Source organism: Ensifer sp. ENS03 (assembly GCF_014852035.1).
GTDB lineage: Bacteria > Pseudomonadota > Alphaproteobacteria > Rhizobiales > Rhizobiaceae > Ensifer > Ensifer adhaerens.
The window spans coordinates 229,898-254,942 of record NZ_JACVAV010000004.1; the positions used below are offsets into that span (position 1 = coordinate 229,898).

The 25,045-nt window shown below is 63.7% G+C and carries 24 protein-coding genes; 13 read left to right on the plus strand and 11 right to left on the minus strand.

Going from position 1 to position 25,045, the window contains the following annotated elements:
* Position 1: 1 nt before the first annotated feature.
* From IB263_RS17430 to IB263_RS17450, 5 genes are all read right to left on the minus strand, one after another.
* Positions 2-634 (minus strand): septation protein A, encoded by a 633-nt coding sequence (locus tag IB263_RS17430; RefSeq protein ID WP_089044390.1) that lies wholly within the window; start codon positions 632-634, stop codon positions 2-4.
* A gap of 108 nt (positions 635-742) precedes the next feature.
* Positions 743-2,557 (minus strand): signal recognition particle-docking protein FtsY, encoded by a 1,815-nt coding sequence (gene ftsY, locus IB263_RS17435; protein WP_192438764.1) that lies wholly within the window; start codon positions 2,555-2,557, stop codon positions 743-745.
* A gap of 18 nt (positions 2,558-2,575) precedes the next feature.
* Positions 2,576-3,850, minus strand: a complete 1,275-nt coding sequence (mtaB, locus tag IB263_RS17440) for a tRNA (N(6)-L-threonylcarbamoyladenosine(37)-C(2))-methylthiotransferase MtaB (protein WP_090295259.1) — start codon at positions 3,848-3,850, stop codon at positions 2,576-2,578.
* Positions 3,847-4,758 carry a diaminopimelate epimerase gene (gene dapF, locus IB263_RS17445; RefSeq protein WP_089044391.1) on the minus strand — a complete coding sequence of 304 codons (912 nt, stop codon included), beginning with the start codon at positions 4,756-4,758 and terminating at the stop codon, positions 3,847-3,849. The genes mtaB and dapF overlap by 4 nt, the downstream gene beginning before the upstream one ends.
* Before the next feature lie 92 nt (positions 4,759-4,850).
* The gene (locus IB263_RS17450) at positions 4,851-5,864 is read right to left on the minus strand and encodes an MBL fold metallo-hydrolase (RefSeq protein ID WP_192438765.1); all 1,014 of its coding nucleotides are present in this window, start codon (positions 5,862-5,864) and stop codon (positions 4,851-4,853) included.
* 78 nt (positions 5,865-5,942) lie between these two features.
* Here IB263_RS17450 and IB263_RS17455 point away from each other — a divergent pair, with 78 nt between their 5' ends.
* The 6 genes from IB263_RS17455 (at position 5,943) to trmD (ending at position 10,409) form a co-directional block, all read left to right on the plus strand.
* Positions 5,943-6,425, plus strand: a complete 483-nt coding sequence (locus IB263_RS17455) for a MarR family winged helix-turn-helix transcriptional regulator (protein WP_034802808.1) — start codon at positions 5,943-5,945, stop codon at positions 6,423-6,425.
* 255 nt (positions 6,426-6,680) lie between these two features.
* The gene (gene ffh, locus IB263_RS17460; protein WP_192438766.1) at positions 6,681-8,246 is read left to right on the plus strand and encodes a signal recognition particle protein; all 1,566 of its coding nucleotides are present in this window, start codon (positions 6,681-6,683) and stop codon (positions 8,244-8,246) included.
* A gap of 14 nt (positions 8,247-8,260) precedes the next feature.
* Entirely contained in the window at positions 8,261-8,596 is a 336-nt protein-coding gene (locus tag IB263_RS17465) for a chorismate mutase (protein ID WP_034802805.1), read from the plus strand.
* 37 nt (positions 8,597-8,633) lie between these two features.
* On the plus strand, positions 8,634-8,996 hold the full coding sequence (rpsP, locus tag IB263_RS17470) for a 30S ribosomal protein S16 (protein WP_034802802.1): 363 nt from the start codon (positions 8,634-8,636) through the stop codon (positions 8,994-8,996).
* A 145-nt stretch (positions 8,997-9,141) separates the two neighbouring features.
* Entirely contained in the window at positions 9,142-9,705 is a 564-nt protein-coding gene (gene rimM / locus IB263_RS17475) for a ribosome maturation factor RimM (RefSeq protein WP_034803120.1), read from the plus strand.
* Between the two features lie 11 nt (positions 9,706-9,716).
* Entirely contained in the window at positions 9,717-10,409 is a 693-nt protein-coding gene (gene trmD / locus IB263_RS17480; RefSeq protein WP_192438820.1) for a tRNA (guanosine(37)-N1)-methyltransferase TrmD, read from the plus strand.
* Here the strand turns inward: trmD and IB263_RS17485 are convergent.
* A complete protein-coding gene (locus IB263_RS17485; RefSeq protein WP_192438767.1) occupies positions 10,391-11,137 on the minus strand; it encodes a sulfite exporter TauE/SafE family protein in 747 nt (248 codons plus the stop codon). The two genes, trmD and IB263_RS17485, sit on opposite strands and share 19 nt — an antisense overlap.
* Positions 11,138-11,464: 327 nt before the next feature.
* Here IB263_RS17485 and rplS point away from each other — a divergent pair, with 327 nt between their 5' ends.
* The 5 genes from rplS (at position 11,465) to IB263_RS17510 (ending at position 16,071) form a co-directional block, all read left to right on the plus strand.
* Positions 11,465-11,983: a 50S ribosomal protein L19 gene (gene rplS, locus IB263_RS17490; RefSeq protein WP_043625625.1), complete on the plus strand. Its 519-nt coding sequence runs from the start codon at positions 11,465-11,467 to the stop codon at positions 11,981-11,983.
* A gap of 126 nt (positions 11,984-12,109) precedes the next feature.
* Complete coding sequence (locus tag IB263_RS17495; RefSeq protein ID WP_034802798.1) at positions 12,110-12,919, plus strand: transporter substrate-binding domain-containing protein; 810 nt, start codon at positions 12,110-12,112, stop codon at positions 12,917-12,919.
* Positions 12,920-12,928: 9 nt separating this feature from the next.
* Entirely contained in the window at positions 12,929-13,750 is an 822-nt protein-coding gene (locus tag IB263_RS17500; RefSeq protein WP_060521450.1) for an amino acid ABC transporter permease, read from the plus strand.
* 243 nt (positions 13,751-13,993) lie between these two features.
* On the plus strand, positions 13,994-15,403 hold the full coding sequence (gene leuC, locus IB263_RS17505; RefSeq protein ID WP_060521449.1) for a 3-isopropylmalate dehydratase large subunit: 1,410 nt from the start codon (positions 13,994-13,996) through the stop codon (positions 15,401-15,403).
* Positions 15,404-15,534: 131 nt separating this feature from the next.
* Positions 15,535-16,071: a histidine phosphatase family protein gene (locus IB263_RS17510; protein WP_192438768.1), complete on the plus strand. Its 537-nt coding sequence runs from the start codon at positions 15,535-15,537 to the stop codon at positions 16,069-16,071.
* 18 nt (positions 16,072-16,089) lie between these two features.
* Here the strand turns inward: IB263_RS17510 and IB263_RS17515 are convergent, their stop codons facing one another.
* Positions 16,090-16,638 (minus strand): L,D-transpeptidase, encoded by a 549-nt coding sequence (locus tag IB263_RS17515; RefSeq protein ID WP_127889568.1) that lies wholly within the window; start codon positions 16,636-16,638, stop codon positions 16,090-16,092.
* A 143-nt stretch (positions 16,639-16,781) separates the two neighbouring features.
* Between IB263_RS17515 and IB263_RS17520 the strand changes: the two genes are divergently transcribed.
* Both IB263_RS17520 and IB263_RS17525 read left to right on the plus strand, forming a co-directional pair.
* Complete coding sequence (locus IB263_RS17520; RefSeq protein ID WP_034802783.1) at positions 16,782-17,465, plus strand: response regulator transcription factor; 684 nt, start codon at positions 16,782-16,784, stop codon at positions 17,463-17,465.
* A gap of 123 nt (positions 17,466-17,588) precedes the next feature.
* Positions 17,589-18,044, plus strand: coding sequence for a cyclic nucleotide-binding domain-containing protein (locus IB263_RS17525; RefSeq protein WP_034802780.1), 456 nt, complete (start codon positions 17,589-17,591; stop codon positions 18,042-18,044).
* 19 nt (positions 18,045-18,063) lie between these two features.
* Here the strand turns inward: IB263_RS17525 and IB263_RS17530 are convergent, their stop codons facing one another.
* The 4 genes from IB263_RS17530 to IB263_RS17545 all read right to left on the minus strand — a co-directional run bounded on the left by IB263_RS17530 (position 18,064) and on the right by IB263_RS17545 (position 24,995).
* Positions 18,064-20,247: a TonB-dependent siderophore receptor gene (locus IB263_RS17530; RefSeq protein WP_192438769.1), complete on the minus strand. Its 2,184-nt coding sequence runs from the start codon at positions 20,245-20,247 to the stop codon at positions 18,064-18,066.
* A 234-nt stretch (positions 20,248-20,481) separates the two neighbouring features.
* A complete protein-coding gene (locus tag IB263_RS17535; protein ID WP_192438770.1) occupies positions 20,482-21,288 on the minus strand; it encodes an exodeoxyribonuclease III in 807 nt (268 codons plus the stop codon).
* Positions 21,289-21,468: 180 nt separating this feature from the next.
* Positions 21,469-22,131, minus strand: coding sequence for an outer membrane lipoprotein carrier protein LolA (locus tag IB263_RS17540; protein WP_034803111.1), 663 nt, complete (start codon positions 22,129-22,131; stop codon positions 21,469-21,471).
* 206 nt (positions 22,132-22,337) lie between these two features.
* The gene (locus IB263_RS17545; RefSeq protein ID WP_034802771.1) at positions 22,338-24,995 is read right to left on the minus strand and encodes a DNA translocase FtsK; all 2,658 of its coding nucleotides are present in this window, start codon (positions 24,993-24,995) and stop codon (positions 22,338-22,340) included.
* Between the last annotated feature and the right edge of the window lie 50 nt (positions 24,996-25,045).

Consider the following 25,045-nt stretch of genomic DNA (forward strand, 5'->3'; position numbering starts at 1 on the left):
CTCACTCGGCGTTCTCCTGGTCAAGCGAGTGCTTCATGATCAGCGGCATCTGGGCGAGCGTAAAGAGAATGGTGATCGGCATCGTGCCCCAGACCTTGAAGGCGACCCAAAAATCGGTCGTGAACGAGCGCCAGACCACTTCGTTGAGCACGGCGAGAACCAGGAAGAACAGGCCCCAGCGCAGCGTCAGCTTGCGCCAGCCGGCCTCATCCAGCTTGAAGGCGGAGTGGAAGACGTAGCCGAGCAGCGACTTGCCGAACAGCAGGCCGCCGAGCAGGATCGTGCCGAACAGCGTGTTGACGATCGTCGGCTTCATCTTGATGAAGGTGTCGTTCTGCAGCCAGAGCGTCAGCGCGCCGAACACGAAGACGACGATGCCCGAAATCAGCGGCATCATCGGCAGGGTGCGGGTCAGCACCCAGGAGACGGCAAGCGCGATTGCGGTCGCGGCCATGAACAGGCCGGTGGCGATGAAGATCGGACCGCCGAGTTCGGCGAGCGCCGGAAAATGCCCGGCCAACCATTCGCCACGCGAATTGGCAAAGAAGAAGACCATCAGCGGCCCAAGCTCCAGCACCAACTTGAGCAAGGGGCTGACTTCCTTCTGCGGCTTGGCAGCCTCGATCGACGACATCTGGGGGTCCTGTTTCTGCATGTACCTGCTGCTCATAACACCAGCTTTGCGGCAAAACCATATCAAGGCAACGGGCCGGCGTAACTACGCGCAGGCCCGATCGCCCCGTCAGGCGGCAACGCCGGCGATCGCCTCGGCAAAATCCTTGGCTTCGAACGGCTCGAGATCGTCGATCCCTTCGCCGACGCCGATGAAATAGACCGGCAACTTGTGCTTGGCGGAGATGGCGACGAGGATGCCGCCGCGCGCCGTGCCGTCGAGCTTGGTCATGATCAACCCGCTGACGCCGGCGACGTTGCGGAAGATCTCGACCTGCTGCAGCGCGTTCTGGCCGGTGGTGGCGTCGAGCGTCTGCAGCACGGTGTGCGGCGCATCCGGATCGAGCTTGCCGAGCACGCGCACGATCTTTTCGAGTTCGGCCATCAGTTCCGCCTTGTTCTGCAGGCGGCCGGCGGTGTCGATGATCAGGACGTCGGACTTCTTCTCGCGCGCTTGCTGGAAAGCCTCATAGGCAAGGCCAGCGGCATCGGCGCCGAGTTTGGACGAGACGATTTCGGAGTTGGTGCGCTCGGCCCAGATCTTCAGCTGCTCGATCGCCGCGGCCCGGAAGGTGTCACCGGCGGCGAGCATGACTTTCAGGCCCGCGCCGGAAAGCTTGGCGGCGAGCTTGCCGATCGTCGTGGTCTTGCCGGTGCCATTGACGCCGACCACCAGGATCACGTGCGGCTTGTGGCTGAGATCGAGTTCCAGCGGCTTGGCGACGGGCGAAAGCACCTTGGTGATCTCGCCGGCCATGATGCGCGACACGTCCTCGCTCGAGACATCCTTGCCGTAGCGTTCCGAGGCGAGCGTGTCGGTGATGCGCATCGCCGTTTCGACTCCGAGGTCGGCCTGGATCAACAGGTCTTCGAGATCCTGCAGCGTCGCTTCGTCGAGCTTGCGCTTGGTAAACAGGCTGGCGATCTGGCCGGTCAGTTGCGATGAGGTGCGCGCGAGGCCGCGGCGCAGGCGCTGGTACCAGCTGAGCTTTTCCTTCGGCGCGGCGACGGGTTCTTCCTTGGGCTTGCGCTCGGTGGCGGAGAAGCCCTTGGGCAAAGCGGGCGTAGCAGTGGGCTCGGCCTCGGCTGTCTCGGTCGGCGCGACGTCAGTGGCGGCATCTGCTGCGTTGGCTTCTGCGGTCTCGATGCTTTCGCGGAGGGCTGCGGCTTCACCCCCGTCTGCCCTGCCGGGCATCTCCCCCACAGGGGCGGAGATCACGCTGGGCTCGCTCTCGAGTTCGGAAGCAAGCGTTTCGGTTGGCGTGACCTCGTCTGCTTCGGCAGTCGTGACGTCGCTTGCCGTGGGTTCGGCATCGTCAGCAGCTCCCTCGATTCTCTCGACGATTTCGGCCTCGCGGGAGGCTACGATGATCTCATCGGAGGGAGCAGGCTCCTTGTGCGCAACAGGCGCCGCAGTCTCGGTGGCAGCTGTTGTTTCCTCAGCTGTGGCCTCGGTCTCCGTCTGCTCTCTCCCCTTGAGGGGGAGATGTCCCGAAGGGACAGAGGGGGGTATCGCGGCTTCAGTCTCGGCCGGCGTTACCACAGCTTCGACCGGGGCGGCTTCGTCGCGCGCCAGCTCTTCGGCGTCGTCGGAGGCGGGGCCACCCGCCGTCTCGATCTCGGCCTCAAGCACCGGATCGTCGTCGGACAACGGCAGGGTCTCGATGTCGACAGGTGGTTCGAAGGCGGTTTCCGGGCTCTCTTCGACGATCTCTGCCTCGGCAACGGCGGCAGGCGGTTCGACCGCCTCGGCGCTCGGCTCCGGCTGCGCCTCGACTTCGGGCGCAGAGACGATCGTCTCCTCCGGTACACCTTCCGGCGGCTTCGTTTCCTCCACCGCGCCCTTGCCGAAGGTGAAGATCCTCTTGATGAAACCCATTGCCATTCAGGAATTCCGCATAAATCAGGCCGCAGCCATCTGTTTTACCTGCATCGTCAGATGCTTGCCATTGTGGCCGGTGATTGAGACCGGGACAAGCGCACGGGGCGTCAGGTCAGCCGCGTCGACGAGCGTGAAGTTTTGTGTGTGGGCGAGCCCGTTGTTCTCGACCAGGATCGTCTGCTCGCTGCCGACCATACCTTCGAGGTGGCGGGCGTAGAGCGTCGCGCCGACGGCGCGAAGCCGCGCAGCACGATCCTTGACGAGCGCCCGGTCGAGCTGCGGCATGCGTGCCGCCGGCGTGCCGGGACGCGGGCTGTAGGGAAAGACGTGCAGATGCGCGATGCCGCAGTCCTCGGCGAGGCTCGCGGCATTTTCGAACATCTCTTCGGTCTCGGTCGGAAAGCCGGCGATCATATCGGCACCGAGGCTGATATCGGGGCGCAAGCGCCGGACCTGATCGGCAAAGGCGCGGGCGTCGGCGCTCGAATGACGGCGCTTCATGCGCTTCAGGATCAGGTCGTCGCCATGCTGCAGCGACAGGTGCAGGTGCGGCATGAAGCGCGCCTCGTCGGCGATCAGGTCGAAGAGGTGTTTGTCGGCCTCGATGCCGTCGATCGAGGAAAGCCGCAGGCGGCGGATTTCCGGAACCTGTTTCAGAAGCGTCTTCGCCAGCAGCCCGAGGGTCGGCGTGCCCGGCAGGTCGGCGCCGTAGCTGGTGGCGTCGACGCCGGTCAAGACGATCTCGCAATAGCCACTCTCAACCAGCCTGCGTGCCTGGTCGACGACGGCGCCCATCGGCACGGAGCGGGAATTGCCGCGGCCATAGGGGATGATGCAGAAGGTGCAGCGGTGGTCGCAGCCGTTCTGCACCTGGATGAAGGCGCGCACGTGGCCATCGATGTGCTTGACCATCTGCGGTGCGGTGGCGCGCACGCTCATGATGTCGTTGACCCGCAGCTTTTCTTCAGCCGAGACGCCGAAATCCGGCAGTGAACGATAGGAGGCGCTCTTCAGCTTCTCCTCGTTGCCGAGCACGGCGTCGACCTCGACCATTTCGGCGAAGGTCTCTTTTTCGGTCTGGGCGGCGCAGCCGGTGACGATGATGCGGGCATGCGGATTGTCGCGCCGGGCACGGCGGATCGCCTGGCGCGCCTGGCGCACGGCCTCGCCGGTGACGGCGCAGGTGTTGACGAGGATGGCGTTGTTCAGCCCCGCCTTTTCGGCTTCCGCCCGCATCACTTCGGATTCGTAGGTATTGAGACGGCAGCCGAAGGTTATGACCTCGACGCCGCTCAAAGCGCCCGGGCTCCGCCCGCTTCGGCCTCGTCGCGCTGCCAGGTTCCCGTCGTCGGGTTCAGCGTGCCGGACCATTCCCATTCGGCAGGTCCCGTCATGACGACATGATCGTCGTGCTCACGCCATTCGATCGTGAGCTTTGCCGGGGCAGGGGCTGATGCGACGTCGATCACCACCTTGCGGCCGGTGCGGCCGGTGCGCGCGGCGCTGACCGCAGCCGCGCAAGCCGCCGAGCCGCAGGCAAGCGTCAACCCGGCGCCGCGTTCCCAGGTGCGGGTGCGCAGCGACGAGGGCGAAAGCACCTGCGCCAGCGTGATGTTGGCGCGCTCGGGAAACATCGGATGGTTTTCGAGCAGCGGGCCGAAACGATCGAGATCGAAGGACATCGGGTCCTTGTCGACCCAGAAGACGGCGTGCGGATTGCCCATCGACATGGCCGAGGGCGAGTGCAGGACGGGATTGTCGATCGGTCCGATCTGCAGTTCGATGCGGCTCGTATCGGCAAATTCCTCGGCAAGCGGGATCTTGTCCCAGGCAAAGACCGGCTTGCCCATGTCGACCGAGATCGTGCCGTCCTCATGCTCGATGGCGTTGAGGATGCCTGCAATGGTCTGGAAGGTGAAGGCCTTCTTGCCGGTTTCGGCGGCCAGTGCCTGGACGACGCAGCGCGTGCCGTTGCCGCAGGCCTGGGCCATGGAGCCGTCGCAATTGACGATATCGATCCAGGCGTCGGTGCCCTGAGCCTTGGGGTCGTGGATCGCCATGATCTGGTCGAAGGCGGTTGCCGGATCGGCATTGAGCGCGATCGCAGCGGCCGGCGTCACCCGATCCTTCCGACCGCGCATGTCAACGACGAGGATCTTGTTTCCAAGCCCGTTCATCCTGGCAAATTGCACGTTGTCGGTCATGTCGCGATTGTCCAAACGGGCCCGCTCCGGGCGGGCCATCCTTCATTCGGGCTGTATATGGCGGAAAAGCCCGGAAAATACCAGTGCCGCCTTTATTCGGCTCCCTCGCCGCTGGTCGGTACATCGAAGATTTCGCCGGGGCGAAGCGGCCGGAAGCGGCTGCGGGCAATGCCCGCCGCATCGAGCGCCCGTTCCAGCGCCTGTCGCGGCTCTTCGACGCCCTCGTCGGTCAGGCGAAACGTACCCCAATGGTGGCCGGCGACATGGGCGGCGGCGCAATCGACCATGCCGCGCACGGCTTCCTCCGGGTTCTGGTGCTGGTCCTGCATGAACCAGCGCGGCTCGTAGGCCCCGAAGGGCAGGTCCGCGAGGCGGAAGGCGCCGTGTTTTTCGCGGGCGGCGCGATAGTTGATGCCGTCGTGAAAGCCGGTATCGCCGACGTGGTAGATCTTGCCGGCCGGCGTCTCCACGACGAAGGCGGCCCAGAGCGCCATGCGCCGGTCGCGCGAGCCGCGCGCCGACCAGTGGTGGCAGGGCTCGGCGTGAAGAATGACGTCATCGCCGCAATCGAGCTGGTCGCCCCAGTCGACCACGTCGATCTCGACGTCGGGAACGGCGCGGCGGATGATCGTGTCATTGCCGAGCGGCGTGACGATGCGGGGAGCATGTTCCTCGTGAAGGGCTGCCAGCGTCTCGACATCGAGGTGGTCGTAGTGATTGTGGGTGACGAGCACGATGTCGATCGGCGGCAGGTCGTCGAGTTCGATGCCGGGTGCGTTGCGGCGCTGCGGGCCGGCAAAGGCAAACGGGCTGGCGCGATGCGACCAGACGGGGTCGGTGAGAATGTTGAGCCCATGCACCTGGATGAGCAGCGTCGCGTGTCCGACCATCGTCACGCGCAGGCGATCGCCTTCGACGCTGAGTTCAGGCTTCACCGGCGCGAACGGGCTTGGATTGTGCGCGGGCCAGCGCGCCTTGCCGCTGCCGAACTGCCAGCGCAGGAGATCTGCGGCGCCCTTAGGCGGTTTGCCGTCGGGATTGAAGAACCTGGTGCCGTCGAAATGATCGGTGACGGGACCTTGGTAATAGGGATTGCGTGTCTTCATCCGGGCGGTTCGCCTTGGTTGAAAGGTCAAGGTTTAATAAATTCTTGAAGACAGCAACTGGATTGCTATCGTGGTTTCATGCTCGTTCGATTCGACCCGCAAGAACGTCTTTACAAGACCCTGAAGCTGGTCCGCTCCATCCATCTCAATATGCAGCGCTCGGCAGAACATATGCTCGATGGTGCCGGCATATCAGTGGCGGAGCGGGCGGTTCTCGAACTTTTTTGCGAAATGCCGCTGACGGTGCCGGAAGCCGGACGGCGCCTGTCGATGAAACGGCAGTTCGTGCTCAGGGTCGTCAACGGGCTGATGGACAAGACGTTGCTGGAAAGACGGCCGAACCCCGAACACCGCAGCGCCTATCTTTGTGCGCCGACGGCGGCCGGGCGTGATCTGTTCGCGGAAATCCATCGCCGCGAGGTGGAGTTGCTGCATGCCCTGCTCGGCGATATCAACCAGACCGAAGTGGTGGCCGCACTTCGGGTGATGACGCGGGTGTCGACCGCCTTCGAGCAGCTGGCTGGCGAACTCGACGACGCCGGCAAGGACGAGGCGCTCTGAGCCGAAAGCGCCTCATTTGCCTGCCGTCCTTGACTTTTGCCGCGCTTTCCTGTTTATCCGCGCCAATTCCTTCGCAAGCTCAAGTCTTCGAAGCCACCGACCGGGTCCCGTAAAGGTATAAAGAGAACCCGGAGGTCAACACCCGACAGCGCGTGGCGCCCTCGGGTGGTTTTTGGCTTTGCGCCTTGTTTTCTGCGCGAAGGAACCCACGTTTCCGGCGAGTTGATCGCCACCGGAAACCAGAAGGAAGTGAGAATGTTCGAGAGCCTCCAGGACCGCCTTGGTTCCATATTGAATGGACTGACCGGCCGCGGCGCATTGTCGGAAGCCGATGTTTCCGCTGCGCTCCGCGAGGTTCGCCGTGCGCTGCTCGAAGCCGACGTCGCGCTCGACGTCGTGCGCTCCTTCACCGAAAAGATTCGTGAAAAGGCCGTCGGCGCCGAGATCCTGAAGTCGATCAAGCCCGGCCAGATGGTCGTCAAGATCGTCCATGACCAGCTCGTCGAGATGCTCGGCTCCGAGGGCGTAACCATCGACCTCAATGCGCCGGCGCCGGTCGTCATCATGATGGTCGGTCTGCAGGGCTCCGGTAAGACTACGACCACCGGCAAGATCGCCAGCCGGATGAAGACCAGGGACAAGAAGAAGGTCCTGATGGCTTCGCTCGACACGCGTCGTCCAGCAGCCCAGGAGCAGCTGCGCCAGCTCGGCGTGCAGACCGGCGTCGACACGTTGCCTGTTATTGCCGGCCAGTCGCCGACCGATATCGCTGCGCGCGCCGTTCAGGCTGCCAAGCTCGGCGGCCACGACGTCGTCATTCTCGACACGGCGGGCCGTACCCATATCGACGAGCCGCTGATGATCGAGATGGCGGAGATCAAGCGGAAGTCCAATCCGCATGAAATCCTGCTCGTGGCAGATGCGCTGACCGGTCAGGACGCCGTCAACCTCGCCCGCAACTTCGACGAACGCGTCGGCATCACCGGCCTGGTGCTCACCCGTATGGACGGCGACGGCCGTGGCGGTGCAGCGCTGTCGATGCGTGCGGTCACCGGCAAGCCGATCAAGCTCATCGGCGTCGGCGAAAAGATGGGCGAACTCGAAGAGTTCCACCCCCGCCGCGTCGCCGACCGTATCCTCGGCATGGGCGACATCGTCTCGCTCGTCGAGAAGGCTGCCGAGAACATCGACGCCGAGAAGGCGGCCGCCATGGCCGCCAAGATGGCCAAGGGCAAGTTCGACCTGAACGACCTTGCAGACCAGCTCGGCCAGATGCAGAAGATGGGCGGCATGGGCGGTATCATGGGCCTGATGCCCGGCATGGCCGGCATGAAGGACAAGATGGCCGCGGCCGGCCTAGACGACAGCCTGTTCAAGCGCCAGCTCGCCATCATTTCGTCGATGACCAAGGCCGAGCGTGCCAACCCGGATCTGCTCAAGCACTCGCGCAAGAAGCGCATCGCCGCCGGTTCCGGCACCGATGCCGCCGACATCAACAAGCTTCTGAAGATGCACCGCCAGATGGCGGACATGATGAAGATGATGGGCGGTAAGGGCAAAGGCGGCATGATGAAGCAGATGATGGGCGGCCTTGCCAACAAGATGGGCCTTGGCGGCCTCGGTGGCGGCGGCATGCCTGATCTCTCGAAGCTCGACCCGAAGCAGCTCGAAGCCCTGCAGAAGCAGGCGGAAGCCGCCGGTCTGAAGCCGGGCGGTATGCCTGGCCTTGGCGGCGGTGGCCTGCCAGGTCTGGGTGGCGCCAAGCTTCCGGGTCTTGGTGGCGGCTTCCCCGGCCTTCCCGGCCTGCCGAAGAAGAAGTGAGGATCGCTTAAAAGATGATTGATCCCGAAATCAAAAAGGAATTGGCGGGCTACCGGCAGTCGATCGACAATATCGATGCCGCGCTCGTCCACATGCTGGCTGAACGCTTCCGCTGCACCCAGGCAGTCGGCGTTCTGAAAGCCAAGCACGAACTGCCGCCGGCCGACCCGGCGCGCGAAGAATACCAGATCGAACGCCTGCGCCGCCTGGCCAAGGATGCCAATCTGGATCCGGATTTCGCCGAGAAGTTCCTGAACTTCATCATCAAGGAAGTCATCCGGCATCATGAAGCCATCGCCGCCGATCGCTCGCATTCCGCGGGCAACGCCGGCACAAACCATTCCGCTTGAACCAAGCGGTCAAGAAAGCCTGCAAGGAGTTACTCAAATGGCACTGAAAATTCGTCTCGCCCGTGGCGGTTCCAAGAAGCGTCCTTACTACCAGATCGTCGTTGCCGACGCCCGCAGCCCGCGTGACGGCCGCTTCCTCGAGAAGATCGGCTCGTGGAACCCGATGCTCGGCAAGGACGACGAAAAGCGCGTCGAGCTCGACGCCGAGCGCGTCAACCACTGGATCGCCCAGGGCGCCCAGCCGACCGACCGCGTTCTGCGCTTCCTCGACCAGGCCGGTCTCGCAAAGCGCCCGGCTCGCAGCAACCCGACCAAGGGTGCCCCGGGCAAGAAGGCTCAGGAGCGCGCTGCTGAAGCCAAGCAGAAGGCTGAAGACGCCGCTGCTGCTGCTGCTGAATAACAGCCGGCGAACGGTCCGGAGAGTGATCGGCGGTCATCTGCCGACGCAACTCTCCGGCTGGCCGTGACTTAAGGAAACGGGTGGCATTTCCATGCCGCCCGTTTTCCGTTATGTGCACCGAGATATACCGAAACGGACGCGGATGATGAGCAAACTCGAAAACCCGGTTCTGATGGCGACGATCGGCGCGGCGCAGGGCCTGCGCGGCGAGGTCAGGGTCAAGTCCTTTACCGATGATCCGACGGCGCTCGGCGAGTATGGCAATCTGCACAGCGCAGACGGCCGTGTGTTCGAGGTGCTGGAGATTCGCGAGGCGAAAAACGTCGTCATCGTTCGCTTTCGCGGCGTCAATGACCGCAATGCCGCCGAGGCGCTCAACGGCCTCGACCTGTTCATCGAGCGCGACAACCTGCCCGATGACGATCTCGACGAGGACGAGTTCTTCTATGCCGATCTCGAGGGCCTGGAAGCGATCGACGGCAATGGGACGAGCTACGGCAAGGTCAGCGGTGTCTTCGATTTCGGCGCCGGCGACCTCCTTGAGCTGAAGGGGCCAGGCCGACGTCCGGTGCTGATCCCGTTTACCGAATGGTCGGTGCTGGAGATCGATCTGGAAGCGGGGCGGCTGCTGGTCGATCCGGTTGCGGCCGGCCTTACCGACGACAAGGACCAGGATCCGGGTAGTCCGTTTTCCGCGAAGCGCAAGTGAGCATCGCGGCCATGACGTTTCGCGCCACCATCCTGACGCTCTATCCCGAAATGTTTCCGGGCCATCTCGGCGCCTCGCTTTCCGGCAAGGCGCTCGAGCGTGGCCAGTGGTCGATCGAGCCGGTGCAGATCCGTGATTTCGCCGAGGACAAGCATCGCACAGTCGACGACACGCCGGCTGGCGGCGGCGCCGGCATGGTGCTGAAGCCGGATGTGCTCGCGCGCGCGATCGATCGTGTCTCGGAGAACGACGATCGGCCGCGATTGCTGATGAGCCCGCGTGGCCGACCGCTGACACAGGAGCGGGTGCGTGAACTTGCCGCCGGCCCCGGCGCCGTCATCGTTTGCGGACGCTTCGAAGGTGTCGATCAGCGGGTGATCGACGCCCGCGGCCTCGAAGAGGTTTCGATCGGCGACTATATTCTTTCGGGCGGCGAGCCGGCGGCCCTCACGCTGCTCGATGCCGTGGTGCGCATCCTGCCGGGTGTCATGGGCAACGAGCTTTCGGGTGTGCATGAGAGCTTCGAAGGCGGGCTGCTCGAGCATCCGCACTACACCCGCCCACAGGTCTTCGAAGGCCGCGAAATCCCGGCAGTGCTGACCTCGGGCAATCACGGCGCCATTGCCAAATGGCGCGAGGCGGAGGCGCGGCGGCTGACCGCCGAGCGCCGGCCCGATCTTCTTAATCAGCCCGTGAAGAAGTAATAGGCGGCAAGCAGCAGGCCGACGGCGACGACCAGCGCGCGGATGACCGTCTGCGGCACGCGTCTTGCTGCCCAGACGCCGCTGTAGCCGCCAAGGGCGGCCCCTGGCACCATGATTGCCGCGTGCAGCCAGGACACGACCCCGCCGGCGGCAAAGACGACGATGGCGATCGCGGCAATAACGATCGAGATGAAGTTCTTGAGCGCGTTCAGCCGGTGATAGCCGCCGCCGGTCGCAAGCCCCAGCACTGCCAGCATCATGATGCCCATGCCGGCGCCGAAGAAGCCGCCGTAAATGGAGGTGACGAACTGGGCGCCGATGCCGACCGGATTGATCGCATGCTCGTCGACGCGGGCCTTAGGCTTCAGGAGCGGCCCGGCAGCGAAGATCGCCGTTGCCGCCAGCAGCAGCCAGGGCACAAGCGCGCGGAAGGAGGCATTGGAGAGCGAGATGAGCAGCAGCGCGCCGGCCAGACCGCCAAGTGCGGAGATGACGCCGAGCAGGATCGCATAGCGCTTGTCGGCGCGGATCTCCTTGGCATAGGCGAGCGCCGAGGTGATGTAGCCTGGAAACTGGATGATCGACGAGGTCGCGTTGGCGACGATTGGCGAGAGACCGCCAAGCGTCATCGCCCCGAAGGTCAGGAACGTTCCGCCGCCGGCAATGGCATTGACGACGCCGGACAGGAAGCCGGCCGCAAACAGCATGAGTATTTCGAAGATGTTCATGGTCTCCCCCGACCCCTCATGCTCGGGATAGCCGGTGGTTGTGCCGGCCGCAAGTCCGTTGCATCGGACAATCATCACGCGCGTGTTTGCGTATTTTCTGATAAATTCGGCTTTCCTGGCGCGGATGCCTTAGAAATTATGGCCTTCGGGGATGACAAGGCAGTGCGATTGGTGTAAGTGCCGCCCCGGTTCGGGTTCCATGCCCGTCGACCAAAACAAAGAATGGCGAATCCGCTCCTGCCGGTATCCGGCAAGACCTGAAGGCTGGCCCGACAGGTTCATCGAGAGCGCTCTGGCTGTTTCAGAAAAACTTGAAAGGTTAGACCGATGAACATCATCCAGCAGCTGGAAGCCGAACAGGCCGCCAAGATCGCCGCCAAGCGCACGCTCCCGGAATTCTCCGCAGGCGACACGCTCCGCGTCAACGTCCGCGTTGTCGAAGGCAACCGTACCCGCGTCCAGGCCTATGAAGGCGTTTGCATCGCTCGTTCGGGCGGCGGCATCAACGAAAGCTTCACCGTTCGCAAGATCTCCTACGGCGAAGGCGTCGAGCGCGTATTCCCGGTTTACTCTCCGCTCGTCGAGAGCGTCGAAGTGGTTCGCCGCGGTAAGGTCCGCCGCGCCAAGCTCTACTACCTGCGCGACCGTCGCGGTAAGTCGGCTCGTATCGTCGAGAACACCGGCACGCGCGCCCGCAAGCTGAACGAAGCCGAGCGTCAGGCGATTGCCGAGGAAAAGGCACGCATCGAGGCTGAAAAGGTTGCAGCAGCTCAGGCGCTCGCCGCCGAGAAGGCAGCAGCCGAAGCCGCCGAAGCAAAGGCAGCAGCGGAAGCCGCAGCAGAATAACATTTCAATCCCTAGGGATTGTTGGAAAGGCGGCCTCGGCCGCCTTTCTTTTTTGGTACTATCCGCTTGTCTTTTCGACGGAATTTGTGACATTTTCCGCTGCCACACTTTTCGGGAGCTCCTCCAATGACAATCCGTCGCCACGTGCTTGCGGGCATCGCAGCCGCACTTGCAGCACCTTTTGCGTTTTCTGCACCGGCGCTGGCCGCCGACCTGCCTGACCTCGGCGGCAAGACGGTCGTCGTCGTCACGGAGAACGCCTACCCGCCGCTGCAGTTTGTCGATCCGAAGTCCGGCGAAGCCAAGGGCTGGGAGTACGACGCGATGAACGAGATCGCCAAGCGGTTGAATTTCAAGGTCGAATACCAGAACACCAGCTGGGACGCGATGATCCAGGCGGTGCATGACGGTCAGTACCAGATCGGCATGACGGGCATCACCATCAAGGATGACCGCAAGGAAAAGGTCGATTTCTCGGACCCCTACATGCGCTCGCAGCAGTTCATGCTGGTGCGCAGCGACGAGGCCCGCTTCAACGATGGCAAGAGCTTCGGCGCCTTTGCCGACGGTCTCGTCGGCGCACAGCCGGGTACCTCGCCGTTCTACACCGCCGTCTACGAAATGCTCGACGGCAACGAGCAGAACCCGCGCATCAAGCTGTTTGAGACCTTCGGCGCGACCGTTCAGGCGCTGAAGGCCGGCGACGTCGATGTGGTCCTGACCGATAGCGTCGCCGCCAAGGGCTATGTCGATTCCTCCGAAGGCAAGCTCAAGGTCGTCGGTGGGCCGCTCGGCACCGAGGATTTCGGCTTCATCTTCCCGAAGGGCTCGGATCTCGTGGCTCCGGTCAACGCCGCGATCAAGGCGCTGAAGGAAGACGGTACCTTCGACGCCCTCGATAAGAAGTGGTTCCTCGAATACAAGATGGGCGGCTGATAGCAGGCTATGGCCGCTCCACAATCTTCAGACATGTCCGGCAAGGGCGACTATCCCTGGTGGTTGGTCGCCCTTGTTGTGATCGCTGTGGCGCTCGCCGCCGTGATCATCAGCAATGACATCTTCTCGGAAGTCTTCACCGTCGTCTTCAAGGGCCTTGGCGTCACCGTCTTCGTGACCCTCATGGGCTTCGTGCTGGCGACGACGCTCGGCCTCGGCATCGCGCTGATGGCGCTCTCCGAGCACTCGTCCCTTCGGCAGATCGCCCGCTTCTATACGGAAGTCATCCGCGGCGTGCCGATCCTGGTGCTTCTGTTCTACATTGCCTTCGTCGGCGCGCCGGGGCTCGTCGTCGCGGCCAATTTCATCTCAGCACCGCTGATCAGCGCCGGCTGGATGGAGCCGGTTGTCGTGCGCGACATCTCCTTGATGTGGCGGGCGATCCTGGCGCTGATGATCGGCTATTCTGCGTTCATCGCCGAAGTGTTCCGGGCGGGCATCCTCTCGGTAGACAAGGGGCAGGTCGAAGCCGCCAAGGCGCTCGGGCTTTCACGCTACCAGCGCTTTCGTCTCGTCATCTTTCCGCAGGCGATCCGCGTGATCCTGCCGCCGCTCGGCAACGACTTTATCGCCATGGTCAAGGACAGTTCGCTCGTCTCGGTGCTCGGCGTCGCCGACATTACGCAGATGGGCAAGGTCTATGCCTCCGGCTCCTTTCGCTTCTTCGAGACCTATTCGATCGTTGCCTATGTCTATCTCGTGCTGACCATCGGTCTGTCGCTGGGATTGCGGGGGCTGGAGCGGCGGCTCAGGCGCGCGGAGCAGCGCTGAGTCCGTTTCCGGCAATTGCCGACCTGTCAGAAAATTGATATGAACACGGCCATGGAATCCAAATTCGGATGTAGCGAGCAGAAAATCGTCGTGCTGCAGGACCACAAGCGCCTGCCGGCACGCTTCTTTGCGCGCGTCCACGGGGCGCTTACAAGCCGCCTATCCTGATCTCCTGATCAGTGCTTCCGGCCGCCTTGCCGCCGGCTTTCCTACTTTTTTTGAAAACTCGATGGATATACCGCCATGAGCGCACCGCGTACCCTCTATGACAAGATCTGGGACGATCACCTGGTCAACGCACAGGACGACGGCACCTGTCTTCTCTACATCGACCGTCACCTCGTTCACGAAGTGACGAGTCCGCAGGCCTTCGAAGGTCTGCGCATGGCCGGCCGCAAGGTCCGTGCGCCTGAAAAGACGCTCGCTGTCGTCGACCACAATGTTCCGACTTCGGCCGACCGTCACCTCGGCATCAAGAACGAGGAAAGCCGCATCCAGGTCGAGGCGCTCGCCAAGAACGCCGCCGACTTCGGCGTCGAATACTACTCGGAAAACGACAAGCGCCAGGGCATCGTGCACATCGTCGGCCCCGAGCAGGGCTTCACCCTGCCGGGCATGACCATCGTGTGCGGTGACAGCCACACCTCGACACATGGCGCCTTCGGTTCGCTGGCCCACGGCATCGGCACGTCGGAAGTCGAGCACGTGCTCGCGACCCAGACGCTGATCCAGAAGAAGGCGAAGAACATGCTGGTGCGCGTCGACGGCCAGCTGCCGCCGGGCGTCACCGCCAAGGACATCATCCTCGCCATCATCGGCGAGATCGGCACTGCCGGCGGCACCGGCCACGTCATCGAGTTTGCCGGCGAAGCGATCCGCTCGCTGTCGATGGAAGGCCGCATGACCATCTGCAACATGACGATCGAAGGCGGCGCCCGCGCCGGCCTGATCGCGCCTGACGAAACGACGTTCGCCTATATCAAGGACAAGCCGCGCGCACCGAAGGGCAAGGCCTGGGACATGGCGCTCGACTACTGGAAGACGCTGCACACGGACGAGGGCGCGCATTACGATCGCGTCGTCGTGCTCGACGCTGCCAACCTGCCGCCGATCGTCTCCTGGGGCTCGTCGCCGGAAGACGTCATCTCGGTTCAGGGCATCGTTCCCAATCCGGATGAGATCCAGGAAGAGAACAAGCGGGCCTCCAAGTGGCGCGCGCTCGACTATATGGGGCTGAAGCCGGGCACGAAGATCACCGACATCGCCGTCGACCGCGTCTTCATCGGCTCGTGCACCAACGGCCGCATCGAGGACCTCCGGGCCGTGGCCGAGGTGGTCGAAGGCCGCAAGGTCGCCTCGACCGTTTCGGCGATGATCGTTCCGGGATCCGGCCTCGTGAAGGAACAGGCCGAGGCCGAAGGCCTCGACAAGATCTTCCGCGAAGCGGGCTTCGACTGGCGCGAGCCGGGCTGCTCCATGTGTCTGGCGATGAACGACGACCGGCTGAAGCCCGGCGAGCGTTGCGCCTCCACATCGAACCGCAACTTCGAGGGCCGTCAGGGCTTCAAGGGCCGCACGCATCTGGTCTCGCCGGCGATGGCGGCAGCCGCTGCGGTCGCGGGTCATTTCGTCGATATCCGCGAATGGAAATAGGCCGGCTCTGAGCTTTTCCGGCGTCAATGGCCGCCCTTCGGGGCGGCCTTTTTTATTTGGCGCTCTCCCCGCCCGCGCGCCTGAAATGGGTTAAGCTGTGCGGGCCGAGGCACATTGGGGAGGACGATGGGATGAGCGACGATCTGCCTGTGCAACGCTACCGTCTGCTGCTGTTGCGCCATGCCAAGTCCGCCTGGCCGGACGGCGTCGCCGACATCAACCGACCGCTCGGCGAGCGAGGCCGCAAGGCGGCGCCACTGATGGGGGGCTATATGGCTCGGCATGCGCTCGTGCCGGATCTCGCCCTCGTCTCGACCGCGAAACGGGCGCAGGAGACCTGGACACTTGTAGCCGCTGCCTTGCCGCCCGGCATCACGGTCGAAAACACCCGGGCGATCTATGAGGTGGAGGCCGCCCAGATCCTCAGCGTGCTTCGTGCAACCGACCCGGCCATCAGGACGCTGCTGATCGTCGGCCATAATCCCGGCATGGAGGACCTGGCGCACGAGCTCGTCGGCTCCGGCGATGCAGATCTGCGTATGCGCATGGCGGACAAGTTTCCGACGGCGGCGCTTGCCGTCCTTGAATTCGAAGCGACAGGCTGGCGTGAGCTTCTGTCCAGCGGGGCCAGGCTCGCGCGCTTCGTCACGCCGCGTTCGCTCGATTGAGCCGATCGGACGTCGAGGTCAGATTACCTTCACGACGGTGCCGCGGCGCATATGCGGGATCAGCCGACGCATCGCCGGCAGGCTGACGGCGACGCAGCCCTGCGTCGGCTCGTAGCCCGGCCGGATCAGGTGAAAGAAGATCGCCGAACCGGCATTTCGCCGGCGCGCGAGCAGGTTCCAGTCCATCACCAGGCAGATGTCGTAGAGCCCGTCGTCACGCATCATCTCCTCATGGCTCGGCTGGAAGGGTGCCTTGACCGGGCGATTGTAGAGCGCGTGGCGTGTCGCGTCGCACCACAGCATGCCCGTGCGCGTCGTCCGGGTCGGCAGCGGCGTCGGCGGCAGGAGGAGGCGGTCGCGCCTGACATAGCCGCCGATCAGCTTCATCGCGGCGCGTGGCGTGGCGCCGTCGCCCTCGCGCTTCAGGCTGGTAATGCCACTTCGCCCGATGGCGGCGTGCTCGACGCGGCCGTCGAACGAGACAAGTGCTCGCTTGCGATCGCGCGGTGCGGCGCGCACGGTGATGACAGATTTGGCTGGTCTTCTTCCCGACGTTTTCTTGAGCATCATTCTCACGGATTTTTGCTTTGCCCGTGATTTGGGGGGCACCATAAGCACGGTTACGGATATAAAGAGGTAGCAACGCTGGTTCGCTTGCCAACACAGGCATTTGAGCTAGTTTGAAAACCGAAGCAAACAGGAATTGTCCCATGGCGACCCGTACCATTCTTCTTGTCGATGACGACAATGACCTGCGCGAGACCCTGGTCGAGCAGCTCTCGCTCTACGAGGAATTCGACCTCATCCAGGAAGCGACTGCCGGCAAGGGCATCCAGACGGCGCGTGCCCAGCAGGTGGACCTGTTGATCATGGATGTCGGCCTGCCGGACATGGACGGTCGCGAAGCGGTGAAGCTGCTGCGCAAGGGCGGCTTCAAGGCGCCGATCATCATGCTGACCGGCCACGACACCGATTCCGATACGATTCTCGGCCTTGAGGCCGGCGCCAACGACTATGTGACGAAGCCGTTCCGTTTCGCCGTACTGCTCGCCCGCATCCGCGCGCAGCTGCGCCAGCACGAGCAGAGCGAGGACGCGACCTTCAGCGTCGGGCCCTACACGTTCAAGCCGAGCCAGAAGCTGCTGACGCTCGAAAACGGCCAGAAGATCCGGCTTACCGAAAAGGAAGCGGCGATCATCCGCTATCTCTACCGCGCCGACCAGAAGGTGGTGACGCGCGACGTGCTCTTGGAAGAAGTCTGGGGCTACAATTCCGGCGTGACCACCCACACGCTCGAAACCCACGTCTATCGTCTGCGCCAGAAAATCGAGCGGGACCCTTCCAATGCCGAGATTTTGGTGACAGAGAACGGCGGCTACAAGATCGTTCCGTAGCCGGGGTGCGCAGGGTGGCAAACCACTTCTCGCGCGTTCTCCGTAGACTGTTGTTTGCATGGGTCGCGTGCGCGATCCGGTCCATCGGGACCGGCACTGGCGTGACCGTGGGAGGTTAGCCGCTTGGCGCTCAACGACGATATCGTGCTTCTGTCCAACGTGCCGCTGTTTGCCGATATCAGCGAGGACAAGCTGAGGCTGATCGCCTTCGGCGCGGAGCGGCGCCGCATCTTCAAGGGACAGGAGCTGTTTCGCGAGGGGGCGCCGGCCGATTGCGCCTATGCGATCGCCAGCGGCAGCTTGTCCCTGTCGAAGGCCGGTTTCGACGGTTCTGAGACGACGGTCTCGACCGTCAGTCGCGGAGCGCTTCTGTCGGAACTGGCGCTGATCTCGATGGTCGAGCGTAAGTTCACGGCAACGGCCGAGGAAGACAGCGAAGTCATTCGCATCAATCGGCCGCTCTTCCGCCGCATGCTGGAGGAATATCCTGAAGTGGCCGAGCTCGTCGAAGCGCGCATCCGCGAAAACCTGCAGGCGATGATCCGCCGGGCCGGCGCGCTCGCCGGCCGTTTTGCTTGAACCGCGCTACGGTTTCTCGCTACCACCGATATTTCAGCGAACCGAGCACGGTGCGGCCCTGGCCGAAATAGCAGTAGCCATCGGTGCAGACCTCTTCGCGGCGATCGCCGAGATTGGTAGCGCTGACGGCGAGCGACAGTCCGTCGAGTTCGGGATTCTTGACGCCGAAGTCGTAGGCGATCGAGGCGTCGAAATAGACGGCGCCGCCGTTCTTGGCGGTGTTGGCATCGGACGTGTAGGAGCTTGACGCCAGCCGTACGCCGCCGCCGAGGCTGAGGCCCGCAAGCTGCGTGTCTTCGGGCAAAAGATAGTTCACCCACAGCGATGCGACATGGCGCGTCTTCGTCGACGGCACGTTGCCGATCAGCGACGGATCGACGTTTCCGGTGATTTCAGCGTCGTTGTAGTTGTAGGCGGCGATGAAGCTCAGGCCGTTGTCGAACTCCCGGCGTCCTTCCACCTCGAAACCATTGGTCGTCACCTCGCCGGCCGACTTGTAGTAGTAGCCGACGGGAAGGGACGGGTCGGACACGTATTGCGGCGCGCCGCTTTCGACGATCCGGTAATAGGCCGCGCTCAGTGAATAGGCTTCGCCTTCCGGGTGGTACTTCACGCCCAGTTCGACCTGCTCGCCGGTCGTCGGATCGAGCACGCGGCCATCGGCCGAAAGCTCTGTGCGCGGCACGAAGGAGGTGCTGTAGCTGGCATAGGGCGCGATGCCGTTGTCGAAGAGGTAGAGCAGGCCGGCCTGTCCGGTCAGTTCGCCATCGTCCTTGCGATCGACGACGCCGGTATTCTTGTTGGTGCTGGTCTGGTCGACCCAGTCGTAGCGAAGGCCACCAACGGCGCGCCAGTTGCCTACCTCCAGCTGATCCTGGACATAGATGCCCGTCTGCCGAAGGTCCCGCCCGCTGAAGCTGGTAAGTGCTGGCGTCGGACCGCCGACGCCGAAGGTTGGGTTGTTGAGATCGAAGCGATAGGCCGGATCGACGGCGCCGAAACCGAGGCCGAAGTCCGAGGTGATCCAGGTGTAGTCGAGGCCGGTCAGCAGCGTGTGCGAGGCCGCACCGGTGTCGAAGTTGGCTTCGAGCTGGTTGTCGATCTGGTAGGCGCGCTGGTCGTCCTTGATGGCGACGGGTGAGCGGTCAAAGACGCCGGGCGCGACCTCCGTCCCGAACTGCAGGTAACGGGCCTTGAGGTCCAGATCGCTGACGCGGCCGTGCTGGCGGAAGGTCAGGCCGTTGTCGAACTCGTGCTCGAACTCGTAACCGGCCTGGACCTGGCCGACCTTCTGGTAGTCATAGTCCGGGTCGCTGTAGCGCAGCAGCCGGCCGTCATGCTCGAGCACCCGCGGGCTGGCGTCGCTTTCGCCCTTCTGCCCCAGGCCGTAGACCGTCAGCGACGTGCCTTCGTCCGGCTTCCAGGTGAAGGAGGGCTGCAGCAGGTAACGATCGTCGGCAACGTCGTAGTTGGTCTCGCCGTTTCGCAGAAGCCCGACGATGCGATAGAGGACGTCGCCGTCAGCCGTTACCGGCCCGCCGACATCGAAGGCGGCCTGGGCGCGACCGATCGTGCCATATTGCAACTCGACCTCGCGGTGGGGCTCCTCCTCGGGCATCTTCGATATGCGATTGACGATGCCGCCGACGCCGGCAGCACCGTACATGACCGAGACCGGACCTTTCAGGATCTCGATCCGCTCGAGGCCGTAGACCTCCGTCGGGAAGGTGCCGTAGTTCATGTAGGGCTGGCGCAGGCCGTCACGGAAATCGCCGGTCGTCGTCGTCTCGAAACCGCGGATATAGATCTGGTCGAAACGCGGATCGAAGCCGAAGGCGCCGGTCGTGACGCCGGCGGCATAACGCGTTGCCTGGATCATGTCCTGCACGCCGCGTTCTTCGAGCTCCTTGCGCGTGACCACCGAGACCGAGCGGGGCGTTTCGATCAGCGGCGTGTCGGTCTTCAGCGCCGAGACGTTGCGTGTCGGCACGATCGTGTCGTTATCCTCGGCGATCGTCGCAGCTGCCTTGCCGGCCGTCGCTTCGATCTTTTCCAGACGGGTGGTCTTCTGGCTTTCGGCCGATTGCGCATGGGTCGCTGTCGGCGAAAGGATCACGGCGACAGCGCTTGCGGCGAGCACGGTGGTTGCGGACAGCGCGCGGCGCGAGGCGTGCAGGAAGGTGGTCGGCAAGGTCTTTGGCATCTCTGGCCCTCTTGCGGGCGCACGAAAACCCTCCGGCCAAAGCCAGAGCAAAGCACCCGAATATCAGTGAAAACGACGGCTGAGCGGCCATCGGAGGCGGTGTCCCCGCCGCCCGACAAGAGGGATAGTCCGTTTGGAAATGCGCATCAAGAAAAATATGATTCTTTTAGTCATGTTTTTCTTGATGGAACAGCGGGCGCCGAAGGCGCGTGCCGCCGCCCAGAAAATGACGTCCTAGATGTCGAAGTGCGCGATGACGGGCACGTGGTCTGAGGGGCGCTCCCAGCCGCGGGCTTCGCGCAGGATATCGACGTTCTTGAGCGCCGGCGCGAGGTCGGCGGACGACCAGATATGGTCGAGTCGGCGGCCACGGTCGGCAGCTTCCCAGTCCTTCGCCCGGTAGCTCCACCAGGTGTAGAGCTTGGTCGGGGATGGCGTGTGCTGGCGCATCAGGTCGACCCAGCCGCCGCCGTTCATGACCGTGGTCAGCCCCTCGGTTTCGATCGGCGTATGGCTGACGATCTTCAGGAGCTGTTTGTGCGACCAGACGTCGTCTTCCAGCGGCGCGATATTGAGGTCGCCGACGAGGATCGAGGAAATGCCGGCCTCGGCTTCGGCGTGCAGCAGCTTCATCTCCTCGACGAAATCGAGCTTGTGGCCGAATTTCGGATTGATGGTGCGGTCCGGCTCGTCGCCGCCGGCAGGCACGTAGAAATTATGCAGCCGGATCTTCTTGCCGCCGGCCTCGAAAACGACCGAGAGGTGGCGGGCGTCGCCGATGCCGCAATAGTCGCGGCGATCGCTAAGCTCATGCAGCGGCAGGCGCGAGATCGTCGCCACGCCGTGATAGCCCTTCTGGCCGTGCATCTCGATATGATTGTAGCCGAGCGCCTTCAGGGGCTTGGACGGAAACTGGTCGTTCGGGCACTTGGTTTCCTGCAGGCAGAGGATGTCAGGCTCCCAGGTCTGCAGCAGATGCTCGACCAGCGGCATGCGCAGGCGAACGGAGTTGATGTTCCAAGTGGCGACGGAAAGGGCCATGCGTCATTCCCTGATCGGCTGGGGCCGGACGCTCGCGAAGGGAAGGCCGGCTCGGGATGGATGTTTGACCCGAGCTTTAAGCAGGTCCGGCGCGCCGGGACAAGGAATGCCTGAACGAGGCCGCACTAAAAACTGCGCGTCCTATGGACGCGCGAAGGTCGGCTTGGCGCATGATGTCGCTCAGCCGCCGCGCTTGTTGCGGACCTCGTCATAGGGGATCTGGAAGACCTTGTCGTCCAGCGCCATACCGGTCTTGACATTGAAGATCATGACCGAGGTGTCCTTCTTCTGCGCGTCGGTGATGGTCCACTGGCGCAGATCGTAGGTCTTCGGGTCGAACATCATGGTGATGGTCGAATCGCCGAAGATCGAACGGTCGCCAAGCACGATGGTGATGAGGTCGGACTCTTCCTTGACGTCGCGCACCATCTTGCCGGTCAGGTCGATCCTCTCGCTGAGCAGCAGGTTGAGCGGAGTCTTCGACAGCGGATAGATGTCCCAGGTCTTGAGCTTCATGTTGCCGATGACGACGGACTTGCCGTCGGCGATGACGCGCATCGGCGAGGGGGCCTCGTAGTTGAAGCGGATGCGGCCGGGACGGCGGATATAGAACTTGCCGCCGGTCTGCTCGCCGCGCGGGCCGAACTGGACGAATTCGCCGGCCATGGTCTTCACCGAGGAGAAATGGTCGGCGATCTTCTGGGCAGCGCTCGGGGCCTGGGCGAAGGCCTGGCCGAGGTCGAGACCGGTGCCGCCGATGCCGCCAAGTGCCGCAAGCCCGCACACGAAGAGGCGGCGCGACATCACCGGGTGGTTGCGCTCGCCAGTCTTAGTCTCTGTCATCTCGGTCTCCTTCATTTACGAATCATCTGGAGCGCAAGTGCGGCGCCTTCAAGGCGCCATTTTCGAGCTTTTTCGCTCGCGCTCTCACATGACTGTTACCGGTTTGGCCCTTTATGCAGGGCCTCTGCCCGCATCCGCCGGGCGTCTTTTCTATCAATGCATTCGCCTCACGCGAATCTGCGGGAATTGCCCTGTGGTCCGGTGACTTACTCTTCGGTCGGAACGAGGATCTCGCGTTTGCCGGCGTGGTTCGCCGGGCCGATGATGCCTTCCTGCTCCATGCGCTCGATCAGCGATGCGGCACGATTGTAACCGATCCCGAGGCGACGCTGCACGTAGGAAGTCGAGGCCTTGCCGTCGCGCAGGACGACCGCAACCGCCTGGTCGTAAGGATCGTCGGAATCGGCGAGATTGGAGGTGCCGGCCGGGCCGCCGCCCTCGCCATCCTCGTCGTCATCCTCGGTGATGGCATCGAGATATTGCGGTACGCCTTGCGTCTTCAGGTAGGCGACGACTTCTTCGACCTCGGTGTCGGAGACGAAGGGGCCGTGGACGCGCTGGATGCGGCCGCCGCCGGCCATGTAGAGCATGTCGCCCATGCCGAGCAGCTGTTCGGCGCCCTGTTCGCCAAGGATGGTGCGGCTGTCGATCTTCGAGGTCACCTGGAACGAGATGCGGGTCGGGAAGTTGGCCTTGATCGTGCCGGTGATGACGTCGACCGAGGGGCGCTGCGTCGCCATGATGACATGGATGCCGGCGGCGCGGGCCATCTGGGCGAGCCGCTGCACGGCGCCCTCGATGTCCTTGCCGGCGACCATCATCAGGTCGGCCATTTCGTCGATGATGACGACGATGTAGGGCATCGGCGCCAGATCGAATTCTTCCGTCTCGTACATGGCTTCGCCGGTCTGGCGGTCGAAGCCGGTCTGCACCGTGCGGGTGATCTGTTCGCCCTTGGCAAGCGCCTGCTCGACGCGGCTGTTGAAGCCGTCGATGTTGCGTACGCCGATCTTCGACATCTTCTTGTAGCGCTCTTCCATCTCGCGCACCGTCCACTTCAGTGCGACGACCGCCTTCTTGGGGTCGGTCACAACCGGCGAAAGCAGGTGTGGGATGCCGTCATAGACGGAAAGTTCGAGCATCTTCGGGTCGATCATGATCAGGCGGCACTGATCGGGGCTCAGCCGATAGAGCAGCGACAGGATCATGGTATTGATCGCGACCGATTTGCCCGAACCGGTGGTGCCGGCGACGAGCAGATGCGGCATCTTGGCGAGATCGGCGACGACGGGCTCGCCGCCGATCGTCTTGCCGAGCGCCATGGCAAGGCGGGCCTTGGAGGTCTCGAAATCGCGCGAGCCGATGAGTTCGCGCAGATAGACGGTTTCGCGCCGCTGGTTCGGCAGTTCGATGCCGATGGCGTTGCGGCCGGGAACGACGGCGACGCGAGCCGCGATCGCGCTCATCGAGCGGGCGATATCGTCGGCAAGGCCGATGACGCGGGAGGACTTGATGCCCGGTGCCGGTTCCAGTTCGTAGAGGGTAACGACCGGGCCAGGGCGAACGTGGATGATCTCGCCCTTGACGCCGAAATCTTCAAGCACGCCTTCGAGCATGCGGGCGTTCTGCTCCAGCGCATCGGGCGAGAGCGAGGCGTCGCGGCCGACGTTTTTCGGCTCGGCAAGGAAATGCATCGGCGGCAGCGTGAAGTCGCCATCGTTGTCGTCGACGAAGGAGCGCTGGGCTTCGCGCTCGACGCGCTGGCCCGTCTTCGGGCGAGGAGCAGGCGTCGAAACGCGCGAGCCGCCCTTGGGCAGGCCCTGCTTCGGCGGTGCCGCCTTCGGCGCCCAGTCGGCGGCTGCATCGTAGTCTTCGTCGTCGGGCAGAATGCCGGCGGGGCGGCGCTCGTCGATGTCGAAGGGCAGATCGTCGTCCTCGTCGTCGGCCATGATCGGCGGCGGGGTGAGGATGCGGCGCTCGGAGCGGTCGAGCGAGGGCTCGATGCGGTCGCCGGCGGCCATCGGCTTCGGCCGGGCGGGCTCGTTCAGTGTGCCGAACTCGTCGTTGTTGAAATCATAGGGTTCGTCGTACTGGCGCTTGGGCGTGGCTCGGGTGCCGCTCATGCCGAAAATGCGGCGCATGCGCGCGTGCATGGTGTAGCGCATATGGGCAAAGGAGCCCATCAGCAGGGTGAAGGGGCCTTCGCTGTCGTCCTCGTCCAGTTCGTCGCGCACGGTGCGCGCCTTGCTCGGCGTCGGCTCGGCAATTTCCTCTTCCTCCTCCTCGTCGCTGACGCCGATCAGGCCGGCGCTATAGACCAGGCACCAGGCGGCGGGGACGGCGAAGATGCAGGCAAGAATGGTCGCAAGCGTGCCGGTCGGGAAGGCACCGGTAAAGAGCGCGGGGAAGCGCAGGATCATGTCGCCGAAGACGCCTCCAAGGCCGTTGGGCAGCGGCCAGGTGATGGGGGCGGGAACACAGCTGAGTGCTGCGCCGGCAAGCACCGAGCCGACGAACCAGAGACCGAGGCGCTTGAAGACCTTGTCGAAACGTTTGCCGCCGATCAGCACCAGGGCCCAGGCGACGGCCGGCAGGAGGGCGACGACGCTGGCTAGCCCGAAGAACTGCATGAAGATGTCGGCAAAGGCAGCACCCGTGTAACCGAGCACGTTGGTCGGCGCTTGTGACGTGGCGTAGGAGAAGCTGGGATCGGCGACGTTCCATGTCGAGAGCGCTGCGACGGCCAGCGCCAATGCGCCGAACAGCGCAAAGCCCGCCAGCGACGCGATCTGTCGCCAAACGAAGGTGGTTAGCACGAACCGGTTGGAACGGCTGTCAAGCGCTGCCGGATTGCTTCTGCTCATGTTGCCTGCTGCCCGTCTCGATCTTCACGGCGCATTGCGCGCCATGGAAT

Bases quoted from the DNA above. Each gene is read 5' to 3' on its own strand.
- ftsY (WP_192438764.1), bottom strand. From the start codon at position 2,557: ATGGCAATGGGTTTCATCAAGAGGATCTTCACCTTCGGCAAGGGCGCG.
- IB263_RS17430 (WP_089044390.1), bottom strand. From the start codon at position 634: ATGTCGTCGATCGAGGCTGCCAAGCCGCAGAAGGAAGTCAGCCCCTTG.
- IB263_RS17540 (WP_034803111.1), bottom strand. From the start codon at position 22,131: ATGACAGAGACTAAGACTGGCGAGCGCAACCACCCGGTGATGTCGCGC.
- IB263_RS17515 (WP_127889568.1), bottom strand. From the start codon at position 16,638: ATGCTCAAGAAAACGTCGGGAAGAAGACCAGCCAAATCTGTCATCACC.
- trmD (WP_192438820.1), top strand. From the start codon at position 9,717: ATGACGTTTCGCGCCACCATCCTGACGCTCTATCCCGAAATGTTTCCG.
- IB263_RS17450 (WP_192438765.1), bottom strand. From the start codon at position 5,864: ATGAAGACACGCAATCCCTATTACCAAGGTCCCGTCACCGATCATTTC.
- IB263_RS17510 (WP_192438768.1), top strand. From the start codon at position 15,535: ATGAGCGACGATCTGCCTGTGCAACGCTACCGTCTGCTGCTGTTGCGC.
- IB263_RS17535 (WP_192438770.1), bottom strand. From the start codon at position 21,288: ATGGCCCTTTCCGTCGCCACTTGGAACATCAACTCCGTTCGCCTGCGC.
- IB263_RS17530 (WP_192438769.1), bottom strand. From the start codon at position 20,247: ATGCCAAAGACCTTGCCGACCACCTTCCTGCACGCCTCGCGCCGCGCG.
- IB263_RS17495 (WP_034802798.1), top strand. From the start codon at position 12,110: ATGACAATCCGTCGCCACGTGCTTGCGGGCATCGCAGCCGCACTTGCA.
- rplS (WP_043625625.1), top strand. From the start codon at position 11,465: ATGAACATCATCCAGCAGCTGGAAGCCGAACAGGCCGCCAAGATCGCC.
- IB263_RS17520 (WP_034802783.1), top strand. From the start codon at position 16,782: ATGGCGACCCGTACCATTCTTCTTGTCGATGACGACAATGACCTGCGC.
- IB263_RS17485 (WP_192438767.1), bottom strand. From the start codon at position 11,137: ATGAACATCTTCGAAATACTCATGCTGTTTGCGGCCGGCTTCCTGTCC.
- leuC (WP_060521449.1), top strand. From the start codon at position 13,994: ATGAGCGCACCGCGTACCCTCTATGACAAGATCTGGGACGATCACCTG.
- rimM (WP_034803120.1), top strand. From the start codon at position 9,142: ATGAGCAAACTCGAAAACCCGGTTCTGATGGCGACGATCGGCGCGGCG.
- ffh (WP_192438766.1), top strand. From the start codon at position 6,681: ATGTTCGAGAGCCTCCAGGACCGCCTTGGTTCCATATTGAATGGACTG.
- IB263_RS17545 (WP_034802771.1), bottom strand. From the start codon at position 24,995: ATGAGCAGAAGCAATCCGGCAGCGCTTGACAGCCGTTCCAACCGGTTC.
- IB263_RS17500 (WP_060521450.1), top strand. From the start codon at position 12,929: ATGGCCGCTCCACAATCTTCAGACATGTCCGGCAAGGGCGACTATCCC.
- rpsP (WP_034802802.1), top strand. From the start codon at position 8,634: ATGGCACTGAAAATTCGTCTCGCCCGTGGCGGTTCCAAGAAGCGTCCT.
- IB263_RS17455 (WP_034802808.1), top strand. From the start codon at position 5,943: ATGCTCGTTCGATTCGACCCGCAAGAACGTCTTTACAAGACCCTGAAG.
- IB263_RS17465 (WP_034802805.1), top strand. From the start codon at position 8,261: ATGATTGATCCCGAAATCAAAAAGGAATTGGCGGGCTACCGGCAGTCG.
- dapF (WP_089044391.1), bottom strand. From the start codon at position 4,758: ATGACCGACAACGTGCAATTTGCCAGGATGAACGGGCTTGGAAACAAG.